The following is a 20,976-nucleotide window of genomic DNA, read 5'->3' as shown; positions in this document are numbered from 1 at the left end:
GGCGGAGGGAACAGCGGGAGACCCGCCGCGGCGCATGCCGTGACGGGTCTCCGTGCGGGTGGAGCCGGTGGCTCAGAAGGGCTTGAAGCCCTCGAACTCCTGGTCCGCCTCGTCGTGCTCGGCCTGGCGGTCGCGGCGGCGCTGGGCGGCCGGGCGCGGGGCCTCGAAGCGGTGGTCCTCGCCGCGGCGGCCGAGCATCTCGGCGCCGGCCGTGACGGTCGGCTCCCAGTCGAAGACGACCGCGTTGTCCTCGGGGCCGATGGCGACGCCGTCGCCGGAGCGGGCGCCCGCCTTCATCAACTCGTCCTCGACACCGAGCCGGTTGAGACGGTCGGCGAGGTAGCCGACGGCCTCGTCGTTGCTGAAGTCGGTCTGGCGCACCCAGCGTTCGGGCTTCTCGCCGCGGACGCGGAACACCAGCTCCCCGTCCACCTCCTCGCGCGTGACGGTGAAGCCGGCGTCGTCCACGGCCTTGGGCCGGATGACGATCCGGGTCGCCTCCTCCTTCGGCTTCGCGGCGCGCGCCTTGCCGACGATGTCGGCCAGCGCGAACGACAGCTCCTTGAGCCCGGTGTGCGCCACCGCCGACGCCTCGAAGACGCGGTACCCGCGCGCCTCCAGGTCCGGCCGCACCATCTCCGCGAGGTCCTTGCCGTCCGGTACGTCGATCTTGTTCAGGACGACGACGCGCGGGCGGTTGCCGAGCCCGCCGTACTGGCGCAGCTCCTCCTCGATGATGTCGAGGTCGGAGACCGGGTCGCGCTCGGACTCCAGGGTCGCGGTGTCCAGGACGTGCACGAGCACGCTGCACCGCTCGACGTGGCGCAGGAACTCCAGGCCGAGGCCCTTGCCCTGGCTGGCGCCGGGGATGAGGCCGGGGACGTCGGCGATGGTGTAGACGGTCGAGCCGGCGGTGACGACGCCGAGGTTCGGCACGAGCGTGGTGAACGGGTAGTCGGCGATCTTCGGCTTGGCGGCGCTGAGCACCGAGATCAGGGACGACTTGCCGGCGCTCGGGTAGCCGACCAGCGCCACGTCGGCGACGGTCTTCAGCTCCAGCACGATGTCGTGCAGGTCGCCGGGCTCGCCGAGCAGCGCGAAGCCGGGCGCCTTGCGGCGGGCCGAGGACAGCGCCGCGTTGCCGAGGCCGCCGCGGCCGCCCTGGGCGGCGACGAAGGAGGTGCCGTGGCCGACGAGGTCGGCGAGGACGTTGCCCGCCTTGTCCAGGACGACGGTGCCGTCCGGCACGGGCAGGACCAGGTCCTGGCCGTCCTTGCCGGAGCGGTTGCCGCCCTCGCCGGGCTTGCCGTTGGTGGCCTTGCGGTGCGGGGAGTGGTGGTACTCGAGCAGTGTGGTCACCGACTGGTCCACGGTGAGGATGACATCCCCGCCGCGGCCGCCGTTGCCGCCGTCCGGGCCGCCGAGCGGCTTGAACTTCTCACGGTGGACGGAGGCACAGCCGTGACCTCCGTTACCCGCGGCGACGTGCAGCTCGACGCGGTCCACGAAGGTGGTCATGGTGGGTGCCTCCAGTGATGTACGTGATGTACGGGTGTTACCTGTGCTAACACGCGAAAGGCGGACCCGCCTTCCCGGAAGGGAAGTGAGGTCCGCCTCGCGAAGCGTTCCCGAAAAGCCTGAGGTCAGGCGACCGGAACGATGTTCACGACCTTGCGGCCGCGGAAGGTACCGAACTCCACCGCACCGGGCTGGAGCGCGAACAGCGTGTCGTCGCCGCCGCGGCCGACGCCGGAGCCGGGGTGGAAGTGGGTGCCGCGCTGGCGGACCAGGATCTCACCCGCGTTGACGACCTGACCGCCGAAGCGCTTCACGCCGAGCCGCTGGGCATTGGAGTCGCGACCGTTCCGGGTGGACGATGCGCCCTTCTTGTGTGCCATGTCTCCTCAGTCCCTTACTTCGCAGCCGCGGGGATCTCAGTGACCTTGATCGCCGTGTACTGCTGGCGGTGGCCCTGACGACGGCGGTAACCGGTCTTGTTCTTGTAGCGAAGGATGTCGATCTTGACGCCCTTGTGGTGGTCCACGACCTCGGCCTGGACCTTGATGCCGGCCAGCACCCACGGGTCGCTGGTCACAGCGTCGCCGTCGACCACGAGCAGGGTCGAGAGCTCGACCGTGTCGCCAACCTTGGCGGTGGAAATCTTGTCAACCTCAACGATGTCGCCGACAGCAACCTTGTGCTGGCGACCACCGCTGCGCACGATGGCGTACACGCGGGTCTCTCTTTCGCTCGGAGAACGGCACCCCCGCAGGCCAGCCGCCCGGGCGGGAAACACGGGCGACCTCTCCCGGCCACCGGCAGACCGGCGTCCGGAAGGAAGAGGTTTACGGGGATGTGGCGTGCCGATCGACACGCCGACGGTCAAGGTTACGGGGCCCGGCTTGAGGGGTCAAACCGGGTCTTCACCCACCCATGCGGTGCGCCTCCTCAGCCAGTACCCGCAGACGGCCGTGGTCCAAAAAGCGGACTTCCCAAATCAAATCAGCAATCTCTTCCGCAGTCCGCTTACTGGAGTCGTCAGACATTTCGACGCCAGTGAGGGCGCTGAGGTCGCTTGACGGAATACCTAGAATTCCACCGAACGCATCCACCAAATCAGGGGTAAGCCCCTTCCGGCCATGCGCGATAGCTCCGATGGTGGACGCAGCGAAAGTCAGCCCTGAAGCATGGTACAACACCTTGGCAGATGTCGGCCAATCAAGGTTTCTATTGGCGAGCATACGCACGACCAAAGCACCAGAACTCGCACCGTATTGCTCATACGCTTTAGGGATCGAGGAAGTCCCCCTCACCTCGCCCTCAGGCATGGATCGCGCATACTCGAGAAGTTCGATTCGAGAATTCACAGGAATACGCATAGCGCTGCTCACCAGCCGAGGTATCCATATTCTGGATTCCCCATCGAAGCGAAGCTCGTCCTCCGGCACGGAAGCTCCGGCGACGACCAGTAGATCCACGGCACGCCACCGCAGGACCGGAGCGAGTCGACCCAGAAATTCTGAATCTGGCATCACACCATCAGCCACCGCCATAAGCTCCGCCTGCGGTAGGCCAGTAAGCTCCGAAACGAGCCGAAAGTCCAGCCCCCGCCCCTCCATGAGACGCGGCAGCAGTTCCTGAAAAGTAGAACGATCCACCAGGTCACCCCTACCGATAAAGCTATGAACAGTTATGTAAACACATCAAAAGAAGTGAGCCATCGGGTGGATGTGTGTAATTTCTGCACATCCACCCGATGGCTGTTACTTTTCAGACCGCAGATTCACATCTCCTTCGACCTTAGCCGAAGGAGAAGGGATCCCAAGCCCCTGGAGCCGGTTGCGGCAGACCATGTCGGCTGAAGGCCGCACGAGCCACTGCTTCCAACGGCATGTGCCCAGGCGTGTCGCTAGGCCGATAGTGACCGGAGAAGTTATCGAAGCGCGTGATGACACCTCCCTGAACGTCGAACGTTCCCGCCATGAGTACAGGTTGCCTGTTGGCGAGGCTGGTGTGGCCGGCGCTCGCCTCGAGTTCCCACATAGCCTCATCCTGCATGGCACGCAACGAGCCGTCCTTCTTGACCACATAGTGGTAGCCGCCGTCCCCCAGAGCCTCGCCCGGCTCGATGCCGGCATCCGAAGGAAGTTCACCCTGCGGAGTGTCGTCGGCACCGTCACGGCCCGGCTCCCACTCCTTCGGATCGCAGTTGTGCACCAGCAGTGGAGTGGTATCTGCCAACACGTAGTACGCGTGAATACCTGTCACTGTGAGGTCGTGCGTGCGCTGCCTCTTCTCGAAGTGACGGTTGGCCTCGACCTCGACCGTGTCACCCGATGGCGTATACAGAGCCATACCGGACTTGAGATCGCCAGCTTTGATCCAGGCCTGCTCCGACTGCACCCAGAAGGGGTGAGTCGTCGTGGCCACCAGAGCCTGAGCCTTGCCTGAGACGGTCTTAACCGTGAGGTCGGAAAAGGACTTGTCGTCCTCGGTGACGATGGTGCCCGCAACCTCACGGACCGTCTTCTTGCCGTTCGCCGTATCGGTGGTGACGACCTTGTCACCCAGTACCACCTTCTCGATCGGCTTGGTCTTGCCGTTGGCCAGCAGGACCTTCGTGCCGGGCAGGAAGCTGTGGCACTCGGTCTTCTTCTTCTTGAGGGCCTCCGCCGCCTTCTTCTTGGCGGCCTTGAGCTTGTCCCCGGCCTTGGCGAGGCCTGCCTGGGCCTTGCCGATGGCCTTGTTGGCCTTCCACAGGTCCTTGGCGCCGCCGATCAGATCACCGACCAGGCCGGTGATCCTCTTGGCGAGCTTGATGCCCTTGGCCCAGTTCCAGGGCGCGCCGTACTTGGCGAGGACCTTGCCCGCCAGGCCGCCCGCGAAGCTGCCCGCGATGTTGAGCAGGGTCTCGCCGCAGGCGCCGACGTCACCGGTGGAGATGCAGTCCAGGGCCGCGTCGACACCGAGGATGTCGCGCGCGATCTTGACCAGCGCCTTGCCCGCGGACTTGATGCGCTGCTTGGCCGCGGACTGCTGGCTCTGTGCCTGCGTGACGTTCCAGGACGCCTTGTCGTAGTCCGACTGCGCCTTGTCGACGTTGCTCTTCGGGTAGTACGGCTGTCCGCCGCGGCACTCGATGAGACCCTCGCGGCACTCCGGGATGATCATGCCGCTGGGGTCGGCGTGCGTGACCGGGGAGTTGTTGGCGTAGGAGTAGCCGTTGATCTGCTGCGGCTGGGTGCGGTCGATGATCGGGTCGACCGAGATGAACTTGCCGATCGTGGAGTCGTACTCACGTGCGCCCAAGTGGGTCAGGCCGGTCGAGGCGTCGATCGTGCCTCCGACGTAGCCCTTCTCGCCGGGCCAGACACCAGTCTTCTCGCCGCGTTCGACGCCGAAGGGGTCGAAGCGGCGCTGGCTGATCGCGCCGGTCGCGGCGTCGATCGCCACCTCGCCCGTGCCGTGGTGGTCGGAGGCGACGAAGGACACCTTGCCCGCCGTCCGCACCGCGACCGTCTGGCCGGCGTACTCGTAGTAGCGGGTGGCCTCCTTCTTGGTGCCGTCCGCCGACAGCTTCAGCTCGGTGCCGGGCAGGTAGACCGTCGTCCCCGACGGGTCCTTGCGCACCAGGCGGTTGCCGGAGCCGTCGTAGAGGTAGCTGGTCTTCGAGCCGTTCGCCTCGGTGGCCTCGCTCAGTTTGCCCTGGTCGGTCCAGAGCAGGGACTGGGCGTTGCCGCCGATCGTGCGCTTGGTGGTGTTGCCGGAGTCGTCGTACTCGTACGTCGACTGCCGGTCACCCGTCGGGGTCTTCTCGACGATCTTGGTGACCTGGTGCGGACCGTCGCCCAGCGTGCCCGCGGTGCCGTACTCGTAGCTGCGGGTGATGTTCTTCGCGGCGTCGAGGCCGGTGTCGTGGACTGTCTCCGAGACGCGGTTGCCGATGGCGTCGGTCTCGTAGGACTTCCAGTACGGGGCCGGACCACCGAGGGCGCTCGTGCCGGCGGCGGAGTCACAGGCCGTCGGGCCGGAGCCGTCCACCGGAGTGGCGGAACCACGTGTGCCCATGCCGGCCGCGCTCGTCGCGGTGGCCGTCGGCGTCCAGGCGTCCTTCAGCCGCTGGCGGTCGTCGTAGGCGAAGCACTGCATGTCCGGCGAGGCGGAGTTCGCGGTGTCCGCGATGGACAGGACGTTGCCGGCCTGGTCGTACGAGTACCGGGAGTCCTTGGCCGGGGCCGTCGCGCCGTAGACGTCGACGATCGAGCGGGTGAGCCGTTCGGTGCCCTTCTCGTAGTTGTAGGTCTGCCAGACCTTCTTGCCGCTGCCGGTGCTCAGCTCCAGTTGCTGGACGAGGCTCTTGCCGGAATAGACGGTGTTGGTGACGTACGAGGTGGAGCCCGTCATCGTCTTGGGACGCTGGAGGCTGTCGTACGTGTAGGTCAGCGGCTCCTCCGGCAGGTCGCCGACGGCCGGAAGAGTGGCGCCCCGGACGGTCCCGTCCTGGTTGTAGGAGGTACTGAAGACATAGGTTCCCGCCAGGGAGCCCTGCGAGGCGGGGATCTGGTAGGCGGTCTTCAGCGGGCGGTAGAACTCGTCCATCGACTGGATCGCCGTGGCGAAGTACTCCGTGGCCGAGGTGTAGCTGAAGGAGCCGTAGGCGTAACCCAGCCAGCCCGCCTTGTCGTACCGGGTCTCCGTGAGCTTGGTGCCCGTGGTGGGGTCGCCCTGCCAGGTGGTGAGGACGCGGCCGAGGCTGTCGTAGACCGTGGAGGTCTTCTTGTTCCGGCCGTCGTACGCGGCGATCGGCCGGTCCAGCTCGTCGTACTCCACGCGCGAGGTGCCCGCATCGGGGTCGATCGACTTGGTCTGCCGGCCGAGCTGGTCGTACTCGTACCGCCACACGTTGCCCTTGGCATCGGTGACGGTCTCCAACTTGCCCGACACGGTGTAGGTGTACTTCGTCGAGTCGTACGGCACACCCGCCGCCGGTGAGGCGCCGCGGTGGTGGCGGATCTCCGAGACGTTGCCCTGGCCGTCGGTGATCGTCGTGGTGGGGACACCGCCGACGGGCGGGTCGACGCTGGTCAGCTCACCGTTGTAGGTGGTCGTGGTGCGCCACTGCTCGCCACCGCCGACGGCGAGGATCTGCGCCGTCGGGCGGCCCAGGCCGTCGTACTCCATCAGGCTCTGCTGGCCGACCTGGCCGTTGGCGACGAGCAGCAGCTCGTCCGAGGCGGCGCCGGCCGCGTTGTACGTCGCGTTGGTCTTCTTGACGTTGCCCGTGCCGTCGTACCAGGTGTCGGCGACCATGCGGGTGCCGTCCGGGCCTTCGGTCTGGATCTGGCGGGGACGCAGCAGGCCGTCGTAGAGCTGGTACTCGGCGCCGTAGCTGCCGTCGTTCTCGATCTTCTCGGTCTTGATCGAGGTGACCTTGTCCTTGCGGACGTTGTACGAGTACTTGATGCTCGGCGTCTGGGTCGACACGCGGTCCGGCAGCCACACCGACGTCAGCCGGCCCATGGCGTCGTACGCGAGGTCCGTCCGCTTGCCGTTCGGGTCGGTCTGGCCCTTGGACATGCCCCAGGCGGGGGCGTAGTCGGTGGTGGTGACGTGACCGGCGGCGTTGGTGACGGTCGTCTTCGTCAGCAGACCGTTGGTCTCGGTGTAGACGGTCTTCGTCTGCTCCGTCGTGCCCTGTTGCTTGGCGTCCTTCTGCGTCAGCGGACGGCCGAAGGCGTCGTAGGTCGTGGTGCCGGTGACCTGGTACGTCGCCGTGGTGCCGTTGTGCGACGTCATCCGCTCGGTCTTGGTGGCGTCACCCTTGGTGGGCGCCGCGCCGAACGCGAGGTTGTCGTACGAGGTGCGCTCGTCGGCCAGGACCTGCGTCCTGCGGTCGGGCGTGGTCGCGCACTTCACGGACACGGACTCGCTGCGCGCGGGCAGCGACAGGATGTTCTTCGCCGTGTTGTCCGCGTACGTGGTGCGGGTGCAGGTGTCGTCCTTGGTGGTGGAGACGTCGCCCTGGTCGTCGACCGTCAGCACCCGGCCGGTGCCGTTCGACGTGTCGTACGTCGTGGTGGACTTCGTCTCCAGCCAGGTGCCGTCGGACTGGAGGTTGAGGCCGCGACCGGTCTGGGAGCGCACGATCACCGCGCGGCTGGTGCCCCAGCTCTGGACCTGGGTGGCCGTGTAGTGCTTCCACGGGGTCTGGATCGACTTGGAGATCAGTTTGGCGCCGTCGTACGTGGCGACCTCCAGCTGGTGGCCCGTGAACTCCTCGTCGTCGGAGTACGACGCACCCGTGGAGTCCTTCACGGTCACCGAACGGGCGTTGCCGGAGGCGTCCTTGTCGCCGTCCATGCCCTGCATGAACGTGTAGTCGACGCGGGTCTTCTGCACGTCGGCGGTGCCGGAGGTGACCTTGACCTTGCCGTAGCCCTGCCAGCCGCCCCAGGTGAGGTACTTGGCGTCGGTGATGCCGTCCGGCTTCGCCTTACGCCAGGCCGCGTCGCCCTGGTACTCGTAGCGGGTGACCATGCCGTCGCTGCCGCCGGTGCGGTCGGTCTCGATGACCGCGGAGACGACGTACTTGTGGAACCAGTCGGTGATCGGCTCCAGGTAGCCCGGCGGCGCCCACTTCACGGGGTAGCAGCGCTTGGTGGACTCACCCGGCTTGGGCAGCGTGGCCTTGGTGCAGTCGGTCGGCGCGTAGTTGACATCGAGCTGGGCGCCGGTCTCGCTGAGGACCATCGAGAGCCGGAAGCGGTGGAACGGTGCGATGTTGTCGCCGATCGCGTCGACGCGGTTGGCGAGCTGCTCGCCGAACAGGTCCACCGACGGCAGCTTGATCGCCGTACCGGCGCGGCCCTCGTGCTCGATCTTCGACAGCCACAGCGTCTTGGAGTCGTCACCGTTGTCGGTGAACAGGTGCGTCAGCGTCCAGGCGTCCACGTCGTCGTAGCCCGTGGCGTCCTTGCGCATCTGGGTGACGACCGAGGTCAGCCGCTTGGTGGTGAAGAAGGTCTGGACCGGCGAGGTGCACTTCGTGCTCGCCTTGCACTCCTGGTCGACCGGGACGTCCGGCCAGTGGGCCGCGTTCGCCTTGGTGCGCTTGCTCTCCGCACAGTCGAAGTCGGCGGTGGGCAGGCAGCGTTCGGCGGTGTTGAAGACGATCCGCGCCGGGGCCTTGGCCGCGTAGACCTGGCCGTCGCGCTGGCCGTAGTCGACGCGCTTGAGCCAGCCGCCGCGGTGGTACGCGGTGCCGTTGACGTCCGTCTTGCCGTTCAGCGCGTAGTAGTTGGTCTCACGGTCGTAGAAGTAGGACATCACGTTGCCGTGGGTGTCCTTGACGTAGTCCAGGCTCCAGCGCCAGGCCTGCTGGCAGTGCGCGCTGGTGAAGGTGGCGTTGTAGCAGGGCTCGCCGGAGTCGTCGCCGAAGACCGGCGCGGTCCAGGTGGAGTTGGTCTCCTCGTTGCCCGTGGCCCAGCCCGGCAGCCGGTTCTGGCCGAAGTAGTACTCCGTGCCGTCCGAGGTGGTGATGCGCCAGTACTCGCCGTCGTTGTCGCCGTTGGTGGCGCCGGTCAGCTTCTCGACCTTGCTGCCGTCGTCGGACGACATGTGCCACTTGCCGGTGGTGTCGTCCTTGACCAGCTCGCCGGCGGAGCCGTTGAGCATGACCGTGGCGTTCTCGAACGCCCAGCACTGCTCACCGGAGTTGTCGTGGCCGTCGTCGGAGCACGGCTTGTAGCGGCGCTCGATGTAGCCGGGGTCGTAGGAGAAGCCCTCGCCGATCCACGAGCCCTGGTTGTTGGTGGCCGAGGTGCGGCCGTCGGCCGACTGGGAGGAGTAGCCGAGGCCGACGGTCGGGGTCAGGCCGCCCGGGGTCGGCACGGACCTGAAGGGGTAGTTCCAGTTGAACGCGCCGGAGGAGGTGGCGACGCTCCAGCTCGACGACGGCGCGAGGGCCGTCGCCTTGTAGGTGCCCTGGGCGCTGGACGGGCCCGCCGCGACGGCGACCAGGGAGGTCGCGGTCCCGGCCATCGTGGACACGCCCTCGGCCGGGGCCGGAGCAGCGGTCACGTCCGCGGAGACGGTGCCCGACTTCATGTCGTTGACCGTGGGCAGCACCTTGGGCTGCTCCGGGCACTCCTTGCTGCCGGGCACGGCGACCGTGGCGCAGGACGGGAGCTGCACGAGCTGGAGGCGGGAGGCGTAGGAGCCGCCGAAGCCCTCGGCGAACTCCGAGTAGTCGACGGTCAGGCGGACCTTGGCGGCCTTGTCCTCGCCGTCGGCGCGCTCGACGCCGAGGAGGACACCGGCGCCGAGCTGCCCGGCCCGCTTGGGGTCGAGGACATCGACGCGGACCTTCTCCGCGACCGTCGCCGCCTTGGCCTGCGCCTTCGCCTTGCCCACCTTGACCGGCAGCCCGCCGGCCTCGGCGGCGGCGGCCGCGCCGACGGTCATCTCGGCGCCGCCCTGCTTCGGCCACACCGCCTTGTCGAGGCCCTTGACCGCGGCCTTGCGCGCCGGGTCGGAGGGACGTTTTTTCGCCTTGGCGTCGGATCCCTCGGCGGGATCCCCGTCGTCCTGGACGCCGGGGCTGCTGGTGCGGCCCCGGTCGCCGTCGTCGAGCACCACAGCCTGGACCGACGAGGCGGACAGCGCGAGGGAGAGCCCCATCACTGTCGCGACCAGCGTCTGTCTGGGCATGCGGCGGCTCAGTGAGCGGCCACGGAAGAACATCTGCCAACTTCCTGATCGTAGGAACGGGAGAGGGAAAAGGTGCGCAGGACAGGTGTGCCGGGCCTCGGGGGGCCCGGCACACCTGGGAAACAACGTGCCGTCACATGTCCGGCACGGCCGCCAGAAGGCTCATCTGCTGCACCGCGATCACATCGGCGGCTCCGCTGTAGACGCGCACCTCGTCGATGGCGCCCGCGAAGTACTCGCTCGCCCCGCGCAGTGAACGGCCCACCTGCAGACCGCCGGTGGCGGACCACAGGGTGTTGTCCGTGCCGTAGGCGCCGGCGACGAGCTGGCCCTCGACGTACAGGCGGATCGAGTTGGCGAAGGCGTCGTACACGACGGCCAGGTGCTGGCCGGAGCCACCCGTGTCCGCCAGCTGCTGGTCGTCGGTGAAGGTGACGATCTCGGCCGTGGCCGTGTCCGTCTTCGCCACCGCCAGCTCCCACTGGCCGGTCGCCGCCTGGTAGCGGACCTGGACGCGGTTGGCGTTGGTGCCCGGCAGGGACAGCACCGTCTGCGACTTCTCCGGGTCCAGCGAGGTGAGCTGGGCGCGGGCGGTCACGGTGAAGCTGCCGGCGCCGGTGACCGGGGCGGTGGCGGTGGACGCGTAGTCGCCGTCGCCGTCCAGGACGAGGTTGCCGTCGCCGACCAGGGCGGCGGTGTCGAACAGCGGGTCGGCCGGGCGGTAGACGGAGGCGTTGCCCGCGAGGGTCAGCGCCTGGCCGCCGCCGGTCTCGGTCACCGAGCCGTTGGTGGCCTCGTCCAGCTGCCAGTAGGCCTTGCGCACCGGCATGATCGTCATCAGCTCGGCGACCTGGGCCGCCGGCAGGACACGGTCGAAGACGCGGATCTCGGCGAGGTCACCGGTGAAGTGGTCGCGGTAGCCGCTCTTGGCCGTCGAACGGCCGATCTGCAGCGGGCCGTACGACTTCCAGGTGGAGCGCCGGGTGGCCGATCCCTTCAGGTCCTTGTTGATGTAGAGCTGGAGCTGCGGGCCGCCGCTCTTCTGCGCGTCGTACACGCCGGTGAGCAGGACCCACTGGTCCTTGACCACGGTGATGCCGGTGGAGACGGCCTTCCACTCGCCGAGCGAGTCCACGTCGTTGACCGGGACGGAGAACTTCCAGGTCTTCGCGGTGGCGTCGTAGCCGAGGGTGAAGCCGGGCTCGCCGGTGCCGTCCTGGCTGACGACCGTCATGTCCTTGTCCAGGGCGGTGGGCCGCACCCAGGCGCTGACGCTGAAGCTCTTGGCGGTGTCCAGCACCGTCTCGCCGGCGTCGAGGTAGGACTCGGCGCTGCCGTCGAAGCGGGCCGCCTTGTCGACCTTGCCGCCGGGACCGTCCGCGCCGAAGGCGACGGCGGTGCCGGCGGTCGCCGAGAACTCGCCGCCCTCGTCGTGCGCCTCGGTGTCACCGGCCTGGTCGGCCAGGTTCCACTGGGCGACGACCGGCTTGCCCTCGCTCACCAGGAAGTCGTACGGCGTGCTGCTGGCGTGCGCCGCCTTGTCGATGGCGACCACTTCCAGCACCTGGCGTCCGGACCGGGTCGGCATCCACTGGAGGGAGACCGATCCGCCCGGCGAGGCCGGGGTGAGGGTGGTCATCGCCGCGCCGTTGAAGGAGTACTGGTACTTGACGACGTCGTTGTCCGGGATGGAGTCGTTCGGGTTCGGCGAGAAGGTGAAGGTGCCGTAGGTGCCCACGCCGTCGTGGTAGACGGTGTCGGACGGGTACTGCTTGGACAGCACGAGCGGCTTGCCGGGCCAGGTCCTGTCGTAGGTGAACTCGCAGCGCTGCGGGGTGTCGCCCTCCGAGCTCCACGGGCCGTAGCCGTCACCGTCGTAGGCCCGCGCGCTCCAGTAGATGGGGGTGTTCTGCGGGATCGTCGACTTGACGGTGTGCACGAACTTGGTGCCGGTCGTCGGGGAGAGCCAGTCCGGGGTGGTGTACGTGTAGGAGCCGGGGGTGGTCCCGCCCCACTCCACCTTGAACTGGACCTTCACCTTGTCGGTCTGGCCGTTGCCGTGGTCGGGGTCGCTCGCGATGGCCTGGAGCTTCGGCGGCACGTCGGTGGTGGGACGGCTCGTGCCCCACTTGCACACCCCGCCCGGGTCCGAGGACATGTCCGAGGTCTTGATCTGCCGGGGCAGGTTGTTGTACTTGATCGACAGGTAGGCGTTGCCGCAGATCCGCTTCCACTCCGCGAAGCGGGACTCGTCGGCCGCGCGCAGGCCCAGCGTCATCGCGTTCCAGCCGCCCGCGGCGGCCGTCTTGACCTCGGTGGTCAGCTCGCCGGTCGCACCGCTCTCGAAGTGCAGGTTGGCCTGGCTGGAGCAGGAGGTCGGGGAGATCGCCTTGTCGACGGTCTGGAGGTAGTCGTCCCAGTCGTCCGAGGTGTTGGACCAGCTGCTCGACGAGGTGAGGCTGTAGTTGGCGCCGCCGATCCGGTAGAGCTGGATGGGTTCGGCGGTCGGGGAGGCGCTGTAGATGTGCTCGACGCGGGCGGAGAAGGTCGCGCCCAGGATCTGCTTCCCCTTGTAGAAGGACAGCGGCATCGTGAACATGACGCGCCGGGTGCCGACCCCGTTGCAGGAGACCGGGTTGTAGTCGGTGGGGCACTTGCCGACGCCCGCGCTGCCCGAGTACTTCCAGTCCTGCTCGCCGGGCATGCCGGACATGACGCCGGTCCAGGAGGTGCGCGAGGTGGTGCGCTGGATCGGGTCGATGACCACGGGGAAGACGGTGTCCTCGCCCTTGAGGAGCTTCTGGTCCGGGACGAGGCTGAGCTTGTCCTTGCCGACCTCGACGCCCAGCGGGGCCACGCGGCCGCCGCCGCCGGGGCCTTCGAGGGCGGGCTCCGGGGCGGCCTGCGGGCCGGGGGCGGCGGTGGGAGCCGCGGCAGCGGTGGCAGCGGTGGAGGAGGCCGCCGAAGCGGCCGCCTCCGCGCCCGCCGCCGCCGACTTCAGCGCCTTGGCGACCGCCTTCGGGCCCTGCTTGCGCGCCGCGCTCTCCTTGACGGCCGCCGAGTCCCACATGGCCGGCTTCCCGGCCTGGAAGACGGTGCCGCCGACGACGGCGTCCTCCGCGAGGATGGCGCCGGTGGCGTCCTCCGCGACCTTCAGGCCGTCGGTGGTCATGCCGAGGTCGAGCCGGGCCAGCCGGGCGTCGGCCGCGGCCTCGGGCGTCTTGACGACGATCAGGTGGCCGAAGCCGTCCGCCTCCGCCCGTACGGCCAGGTCGACGCCGGGCAGCACCTCGGCGTAGGTGGCGGTGTCGCCGTCGACGCTGGGCGCGGGCAGCTTGCCGTACGGCCAGGTCAGGGCGAACTCGCGGCCCGCGCGGCGCATCGTGACGAAGGGCTTGCCCGGCTGCCCGGCGGAGAAGGCCAGGTCGACGGTGGCGGCCTTCGGGCCCCAGGTGCCGTCGGCGTGCCTGACGAGCGTGGGGTCGACGGAGACCCACTTGCCGCCCTGGACGGTGCGGACGGGCTCGGTGTACTCGCGGGCGGTGAAGGTGCCGTCGGGCTCGGCGAAGATCTCCCTGCGCTCGGTGCGCATCCCGACGACCTCGGCCCGCTTGCCGCTCTCCTTCGCGGAGGCCATGGCCTGCTGCTCGGTGACCAGCGGCTGGTCTGCCGAGACGGGGGCGGGGCCCCGGTCCGGTCCGCCGCCGTTCGGGAGCGCCGCGGTGCCGGCCACCACGGCGCCGGTGACGGCCGCCGCGACGGCGGCGCGCAGCGCGAGGCCGCGCCGTATCGGTCTGGGTCTTCCTGCGGACACGCGTCCACTCTCCCGTCGGTTCATGTCTGTCTGATCAGCGCGGCCGTCAGCCGCATCGCTCGGTCGGGGGGCGGTCACCGGACGGTCGCCCCGAACGCGGTACCGCCCGCGGGGATGCCGCCCTCTCCGGGCTTCCAGGTCTGCGTCGGCGCACTGCCCGTGGTGGCGTTCCACGGGTAGCCGTGCACGGCGCGTCCGTCGGCCGGGCCGTAGGGGACGCCCACGTACAGCAGCGACGGGCCGGCGCCGAGGCTGATGCCCGCGTAGGTGCGGGCCGCCGGTCCCGAGGGGATGCCGGCGCCGGGCTCCAGCCATGCGTCCGAGGCGCCGGGCGCCCCGATCGCCGGCAGGATCTGGACGCCGCCGGCCTCCGGGGCGTCCTCCGTCGACTCCTCACCGGGCACGCCCACGGCGAGCCGCATCGTGGCCGCCGTACTCACCACGTTGGTCGTGGTGTTGACCGCGGTGACCCGCTGGCCGAAGAAGTCGCCGGCCTCCGCGTCGCCCTCGACCCCGTCGGTGTTCTGGTCGATCCAGTTGAGGAGGGCGACCGTGCCGTCCGCCTTGAGGTGGTAGACGTGCACCGCCCCGGCGTCGACGGTGGTGCCGAGATCCTCGCCGGGCACACCGACGGCGAGCACCGCGTCGGTGGTGGTGGCCGCGCCCGAGGGCCTGTAGGGAGCCATGGCGAGTGCGCTGCCGTAGCGGTCGTCCGTCTGGGCGGCGGCGTCCGGGCCCGGGGTGCGCCCCTGTCCCATGCCGAAGAGCGGCTCGGGGATGCCGTCGGCGTTGATCGACGGCCGGAAGGCCGCGACGCCGCCGGCGAAGGCGACGGTGCCGATGCTCTCACCGGGGGCGCCGACCACGAAGTGCCGGTCCGTGGCGGTGATCGAGGCGCCGAAGCGGTCGTAGGGCTCGGCGTCCTCCCACACGCCGGTGGTGTTCTGCCCCACGGAGGCCGCCTGGTAGTCGGTTCCGTAGACGTAGCCGAACAGGCCGATGTCCGCGCCGGCCGCGCCGTCCTCGCCCGGCACGCCGATGACCAGGAACGGGAAGCCGGTCGGCGAGGTGCCCGCCGCGACCGCGTAGCCGAGCCAGTCCTCGGTCTCGGGGCCGCCGCCCAGCGGCTGGGTCTCGCCCTGGACGAAGCCCCTGCTGTTGAACTCCGAGCCGACCGCGGTGGTCGAGCCGTAGACCACCTGGACGTATCCCGCGTCCTTGACGGTGCCGACGTCCTCGTACGGGATGCCGACGGCGAGGTCGGAGCAGCCGTCCTTGTTGGCGTCGTACACCGCCAGGGAGAAGCCGAAGCGGTCTCCGGCCTCGGGGCCGTCGGCCACGTTCGGCGTGTCCTGGGAGATCTCGACGACGCCCTTGCCGCCGCCGAGCACCACGTGGACCAGGCCTGCCCGCGCCTGACCCGCCACGGTGGCGTCGGGGTCAGCGACGGCCGTGTCGCGTATGCCGTCGCCGTTGAAGTCGGACTGGGCGCCCGCGCAGGTGCCCGCTGCCGCGGCAGGGGTGCCGCCGGCCGCGAGCCCCAGGCTCATGAGTGCCACCACCACCGCGGCGGCGGTGCCCCGCCGGCGGCGGGTGTTCGTTCCCGGCGGACGCGCGCCGTCGGGCAGGGCACGCTGCCGTGCCCCCGCATGTCTGTCAGTGGACATGGGTGTACTCCCCCATAGCTCTTGTCGTATCTCCGGAGCCACGTCCGGAGCCCCCGTCAGCGGACGGTCGCGCCGAAGGCGACGCCGTCGGCCGGAACTCCGCCTTCGCCGGGCTTGATCGTCACCGTCGGCGCACCGCCGGAGGCCACGTTCCACGGGAAGCCGTGGACCGCGCGGGCCTCGACGGGCCCGTAGGGCATGCCGACGTGGAGCAGCGAGGGGGTGGCGGCCAGCGAGAGGCCGGCGAGCTGACGCGGGGCGGGGGTGCCCGGAATGCCGTAGCCGGGGTCGATCCACTGGTCGGAGGCGCCGGGCGCGCCGACCAGCGGGACGATCTGGACGCCGCCCTTCTCCGGGTGTTCCTCGGACGACTCCTCACCCGGCACGCCGATGGCGAGGCGGGTGGTGGTGGCCGTGGAGGTGGCGTTCGGCGAGGTGTTGACGGCGGCGAGCCGCTTGCCGAAGAAGTCGCCGGCCTCGGACTCCTGGTCCACGTCGGCGGAGTTCTGGTCGATCCACATCGTCTCGGAGTAGGCACCGCTCGCCGTCAGACGGAAGACCTGGACCGCGCCCGCGTCGACGGTGGTGGACAGGTCCTCGCCCGGAACACCGACCGCGAGCAGGGACTCGGTGGTGGAGGTGGCACCGGACGCCCGGTAGGGGACCATCGCGAGCGCGGCGCCGAACTGGTCGCCGATCTCCTCGCTCCCGCCGATGGCGTCCTGGTCCTGTCCCAGTCCACCGGTCGGCTTCGGGTAGCCGGAGGTGAGGGTGTGGGTGAACAGGCCCACCCCGCCGGCGAAGGTCACGGTGCCGAGGGCCTCGCCCGGGGTGCCGACCGCGAAGTGCGTCGGGGTCGCGGCCAGGGTGGTTCCGAAACGGTCGTCCTGCTCCGCCGAGCCCGCCACGGCACCGCCGGTCTCGGTGTCCTGGTGGGTCAGGGTGGCCGTCTGCGCGGTGCCGCTGACGTAGTAGAAGCCGCCGGCGTCCTCGATGGTGCCGATGGACTCGCCCGGGGAGCCGATCAGCAGGTACGGCTGGCCGGCCGAGGTCTTTCCGGCGGCGACCGCGTAACCGACCCAGTCGTCGGCCTCGGCACCGCCGCCCAGCGGCTTGTCGGTGCCCTGGTAGAACTCCTTGACGGCCTTGGTGCCGCCGTTGAGCCCACTGGTGGAGCCGTAGATCACGTGCACGGAACCGGAGTCGGCCGCCGTGCCGATGTCCTCGTACGGCGAGCCGACCGCGAGATCGCTGCAGCCGTCGAGGTCTGCGTCGTAGACGGCCAACGCGTAGCCGTACTGGTCACCGGCCTCGGGCACGCCGGGGACGTTGTCGAGCGTCTGCGTCAGCGTCAGCGTGCCCTTGCCGCCGCCGTAGACGATGTGCACCGCGCCTGCCTTCGGCACGCCGGCGTCGGTCGCCTCCGGATCGGCGATCGCCGTGTCCCGGAGGCCGTCCCCGTTGAAGTCGGACTCGACCCCCGAGGGACACGCGACGGCGGCCACGGCCGGCGTGCCCCCGGTTCCCACCCCGAACGCCAGCAACGCTCCTGCGACTACGGCGACAGAGCTCCGCCGCCACACTTTCCCCACCCTTGACACAGACGCCCCGTAGATAAAGAGGAACTAAAAGAAGTCGAGGGATCATCGCTTTGCGTGAAGTGCAGGTGCAATACCCGCCACCAACTCCGTGGGCATGACATGAATCACAGAAGGCACACAAGTGCTCCCGCGACCGCACACAGGCCCGCCACATCCCCCTCCCCGCCTCCCCGCGCCCGGACACGCAAGTCCGACATGCGCGCATACGATCAGCCGTCCACTCACCACGGAGCGCATCCGGCACGCGGCCGATCGTCCCGTCCCGCACGCCTGTACCCCAATTGCCGTTACGCACAGTGGAATCACACTCCGCTCCAACCAGGGACGACCCCCGCGGCCGAGCACCGAACCGTCCCCCACCACAACCGGGACGGCGTCGGCCGCCGAAGGCGACCGCGCAACGAATGGCGGAAAAACGACGTGCGAATTCGAGCCGCAGGCGCTTCGCCAGGCCAGTGGAGCCACCTTCCCCGGTTCCCCGGCGGACACCGTCACCATGGGACGGAACTGTTCGCAACCGGATTTGCTCAGCGGAATACGGCACTTCCCGGCCCGCATCCTCCTCTTGCTCCCAGGGGACACCGCCTCGGCACTACTCTTGCCCAGCCGTTCACCGAGCGCTCCTAGCCACCCGCCGCCCACAGTGCAAGATCGGTTTTTCGCCCAACGCACCGGGCACCCGATCAGGATCGGCAGCGAAGCGGCGGCAGCCGCGGGAGGCTCGATCCACTGCGCGATGTGCCCCCTCTCCACCACCTGCACCCGCGCACGCCGCGTATGCTCACCGGGCGTAACAGCCACCCCGGAAGCGAGAAGACGAAGTGAACTACAGGGTCCAGCCCAGCGCCCAGGTCGACGACACCGCCGAGATCGGCGCCGGCAGCAGCGTCTGGGACCTGGCACAGGTCCGCGAGGGTGCTCGCCTCGGCGAGGGCTGTGTGATCGGCCGCGGCGCCTACGTCGGCACAGGTGTGCGCATGGGCGACAACTGCAAGCTGCAGAACTACGCGCTGGTGTACGAGCCGGCCGAGCTCGGCGACGGTGTCTTCATCGGCCCCGCCGTGGTCCTCACCAATGACCACAACCCCCGTTCCGTGGACCCCGAGGGCAAGCAGAAGCGGGGCGGCGACTGGGAGGCCGTCGGCGTCAAGATCGCCGACGGCGCGTCGATCGGGGCGCGCTCCGTCTGCGTCGCGCCGATCAGCATCGGCCGCTGGTCCATGGTCGCCGCCGGTGCCGTCGTCACCAAGGACGTGCCGGACTTCGCGCTGGTCGTCGGCGTGCCCGCCCGCCAGGTCGGCTGGGTCGGCCGGGCCGGCGTCCGGCTGGTCGAGCGCGCCGGGGAGAACGGCGTCTGGGAGTGCCCGCAGACCGGCGAACTGTACGACGACAAGGACGGCGTCCTCGTCGAGCGGGCCGTCTGACAGCACCGAGGCGAAGGAGAGGGGGACCGGCCGCACGGCGGCCGGTCCCCCTCTCCTTCGTTCTCCTTTGCCGGGGTTCTGCCGGGGTTACGCCTTCTCCCCCAGCAGCAGCCGGTCGAACTCCAGGCCCACCACGGACCAGTCCCACGTGGCCAGCGCGTGCTTGGCGGCGGGCTCGGTGGCGGCGCGCCAGTTCTCCTCGGTCTGGGTCAGCGCCAGGATCCGCTGCGCGGCCTCCTCCGGCGTCGAGACGACCCAGTCGGCCGGGAACAGCGTCCGCGGTCCGCTCTCCAGCGACGCGAAGAACGGCCAGTCGCGGACCACCGGGAGCGCCCCGCTGACCACGCCCTCGACCAGACCGCAGTGGAAGCTCTCGCGGACCGAGCTGCTGAGGATGACGCCGACGCCGGTGAGTGCCGCCGGCACGTCGTCCGTCTGTCCCACCCGGTGCACGGCGCCGACCGCCTCCAGCTCCCGCAACTCCGGCTCCAGCAGGTCGTCGTAGGCCCGGACCGCGGCGCTCGCCTTGCGGTTGAGGCCCTCACCGATGATCACCAGGCGGTAGCGCTCGTCCTTCTCGCGCAGCAGCCGCAGCACCTGGAGCGTCCAGCGCGGGTCCTTGGCCACCGCGCTGACGCCGACCAGCCCGAGCACGAAGCGGACGTCCGCGTCGGCCTTCTCCCGCTGGAACGGCGCCAGGTCCATCGCGTTGGCGATCACGCGCGGCGTGGCCGTGTCGGGCCCCGCCAGCTGCGGCAGCACCTTCTCCGTCAGCTCGCGCAGGTGGTCGCTGACCAGGATCAGGTCGTCCACCCGGGTGAAGTCCACGACGTGCGGCCACCAGGCGAACACCTCGTAGCTGTGCAGCCGGACGATGACGCGCGTGGTGCCGGGGTCGACGACCGTGAAGAGGCCCGCCGCGTTGGTGCACCAGTCGACGAAGACGGTGTCCGCCCAGTCGAGATGGGGCCGCAGGACTTCCTCGACCTTGTCGTGGAACGCGGGCTGGCCGCCCAGCGCGTGCTCCGTGATCCGCTTGAGGCCCTTGGCCAACGGGCGGATCGCGTCGTCCTCGTTGACGTCGAGGTAGCGGATCTCGACCTCGGGGTGATGCTCGTAGCGCTCCCGGATCGCCCGCAGGAAGCTGGGGTTCGCGTACGTCGTGACCAGCAGCCGCAGCGGGCGGCCGGTCGGCGCGGGGGCGGCGGGCAGGGCCCGCCCGCGCGGCGCGGACAACGCCTTGAAGGCGACGCTCCTGCGGAAGACCGCGAGGTAGCCCTCCGGGTCCTTCGCCATCGGCGAGGACGTGCCGTCGAAGTGCAGGCCCCGGTTGAAGGCGAGGGAGAAGGCGGTGGAGAGCTGGTCTGCCGCCGCCGAGAAGTCCTTCTTCTTGAACCGCTGGTCGGCCAGGCTCAGCGCGGCCTCGATGGCCTTGGCCCTGACCCGGGGGTCGTCGTGGCCGCGGGCCAGGTCGGCACGCGCGGCGTCGGCGAGCAGAGCGGCGCTGAGCTTGCGGTTGGCGATCCGGTCGGCGGCCTGGTTCAGCACGATCGTCGCGCCGGTCCTGCGGCCGCCCTTCGCCATGCTCAGGCTCACGCGGCGGGCCAGCTTGGCGCGCACGCCGTCGGGCACCTTCGGGGCGACGACCGCGGTGCGCCAGGCCTTGGCGCCGATCGAGGTGCGCATCACCGCGGGCGACGAGGCCCGGCGCAGCACCGCCCCGGCTCCGTGCCGCACGGAGCGCTTCGTCGTGCGCAGCGTCACCGTCGGGGAGGGGACGGTGCGCACGGCGTCACGCAGCGCGTAGGCCATCCGGTGCTCGCCGCGTGCTTGCAGGGCGCGCAGACCGGGGGCGACGCCGAAGACCGCGTCGGCCCGCCGGTTGCGCTCGGCGAGCCGCCAGACGGTGTAGACGGCGTTGGCGTCCAGGGCGACGAGGACCTGCGCCCTGCGCGCGTGGCCGCGCACCCACCGGCTGCGTTCCGCGCCCGCCCAGGTCCTGCGGGACGGCGGGAGCTTGGCGATGCGCTTGACGAACGCGTTGCCCCGCTCGGCGGTCACCTCGGTCAGGGAGCACACGTCGGCCGCGTCGAGGACGCCGTCCACCGCTTCCCGTTCGAAGAGTCCGGCGAGGTGCACGGTCGCTCCCGCAGCCCGGAACTGGTCGACGGCGGCTTTGAGCATCGAGAGCGTCGGCGCCGTGCCGGCGATCAGGAGTACATGGGTCATGCGAGGAGGTCCTCCACCTGTTCTGCGTTCCG

The 20,976-nt window shown here is 69.8% G+C and carries 10 protein-coding genes; 1 reads left to right on the top strand and 9 read right to left on the bottom strand.

Annotation, left to right across the window (positions count from 1 at the left end):
• Nucleotides 1–72: 72 nt before the first annotated feature.
• The 8 genes from obgE to ACGFQC_RS01980 form a co-directional block, all read right to left on the bottom strand.
• Nucleotides 73–1,518, bottom strand: a complete 1,446-nt coding sequence (gene obgE / locus ACGFQC_RS02015; RefSeq protein WP_363088231.1) for a GTPase ObgE — start codon at nucleotides 1,516–1,518, stop codon at nucleotides 73–75.
• A gap of 125 nt (nucleotides 1,519–1,643) precedes the next feature.
• A complete protein-coding gene (gene rpmA / locus ACGFQC_RS02010) occupies nucleotides 1,644–1,898 on the bottom strand; it encodes a 50S ribosomal protein L27 (RefSeq protein WP_040253648.1) in 255 nt (84 codons plus the stop codon).
• 14 nt (nucleotides 1,899–1,912) lie between these two features.
• A complete protein-coding gene (gene rplU, locus ACGFQC_RS02005) occupies nucleotides 1,913–2,233 on the bottom strand; it encodes a 50S ribosomal protein L21 (protein ID WP_007381993.1) in 321 nt (106 codons plus the stop codon).
• 190 nt (nucleotides 2,234–2,423) lie between these two features.
• A complete protein-coding gene (locus tag ACGFQC_RS02000) occupies nucleotides 2,424–3,158 on the bottom strand; it encodes a hypothetical protein (protein WP_363088232.1) in 735 nt (244 codons plus the stop codon).
• A 142-nt stretch (nucleotides 3,159–3,300) separates the two neighbouring features.
• Nucleotides 3,301–10,209, bottom strand: coding sequence for a polymorphic toxin-type HINT domain-containing protein (locus ACGFQC_RS01995; protein ID WP_363088233.1), 6,909 nt, complete (start codon nucleotides 10,207–10,209; stop codon nucleotides 3,301–3,303).
• Between the two features lie 133 nt (nucleotides 10,210–10,342).
• Entirely contained in the window at nucleotides 10,343–14,023 is a 3,681-nt protein-coding gene (locus ACGFQC_RS01990) for a LamG domain-containing protein (protein ID WP_363088234.1), read from the bottom strand.
• Between the two features lie 74 nt (nucleotides 14,024–14,097).
• Nucleotides 14,098–15,690: a VCBS repeat-containing protein gene (locus ACGFQC_RS01985; RefSeq protein ID WP_363088235.1), complete on the bottom strand. Its 1,593-nt coding sequence runs from the start codon at nucleotides 15,688–15,690 to the stop codon at nucleotides 14,098–14,100.
• Nucleotides 15,691–15,746: 56 nt separating this feature from the next.
• Nucleotides 15,747–17,234, bottom strand: coding sequence for a VCBS repeat-containing protein (locus ACGFQC_RS01980; protein WP_363088236.1), 1,488 nt, complete (start codon nucleotides 17,232–17,234; stop codon nucleotides 15,747–15,749).
• An 878-nt stretch (nucleotides 17,235–18,112) separates the two neighbouring features.
• Here ACGFQC_RS01980 and ACGFQC_RS01975 point away from each other — a divergent pair.
• The gene (locus ACGFQC_RS01975) at nucleotides 18,113–18,715 is read left to right on the top strand and encodes an acyltransferase (protein ID WP_363088237.1); all 603 of its coding nucleotides are present in this window, start codon (nucleotides 18,113–18,115) and stop codon (nucleotides 18,713–18,715) included.
• Between the two features lie 87 nt (nucleotides 18,716–18,802).
• On the opposite strand, the gene ACGFQC_RS01970 is transcribed toward ACGFQC_RS01975, so the two are convergent.
• Nucleotides 18,803–20,944 (bottom strand): glycosyltransferase, encoded by a 2,142-nt coding sequence (locus tag ACGFQC_RS01970; protein WP_363088238.1) that lies wholly within the window; start codon nucleotides 20,942–20,944, stop codon nucleotides 18,803–18,805.
• Nucleotides 20,945–20,976 lie beyond the last annotated feature (32 nt).

Origin of the sequence: Streptomyces sp. NPDC048734 (assembly GCF_043198675.1) — a bacterium.
In the GTDB taxonomy this organism is placed as follows: Bacteria; Actinomycetota; Actinomycetes; order Streptomycetales; family Streptomycetaceae; genus Streptomyces.
This window is presented reverse-complemented; position numbering and strand designations above follow the sequence as displayed.

Bases quoted from the DNA above. Each gene is read 5' to 3' on its own strand.
- obgE (WP_363088231.1), bottom strand. From the start codon at position 1,518: ATGACCACCTTCGTGGACCGCGTCGAGCTGCACGTCGCCGCGGGTAAC.
- rpmA (WP_040253648.1), bottom strand. From the start codon at position 1,898: ATGGCACACAAGAAGGGCGCATCGTCCACCCGGAACGGTCGCGACTCC.
- ACGFQC_RS01995 (WP_363088233.1), bottom strand. From the start codon at position 10,209: ATGCCCAGACAGACGCTGGTCGCGACAGTGATGGGGCTCTCCCTCGCG.
- ACGFQC_RS01985 (WP_363088235.1), bottom strand. From the start codon at position 15,690: ATGTCCACTGACAGACATGCGGGGGCACGGCAGCGTGCCCTGCCCGAC.
- ACGFQC_RS01970 (WP_363088238.1), bottom strand. From the start codon at position 20,944: ATGACCCATGTACTCCTGATCGCCGGCACGGCGCCGACGCTCTCGATG.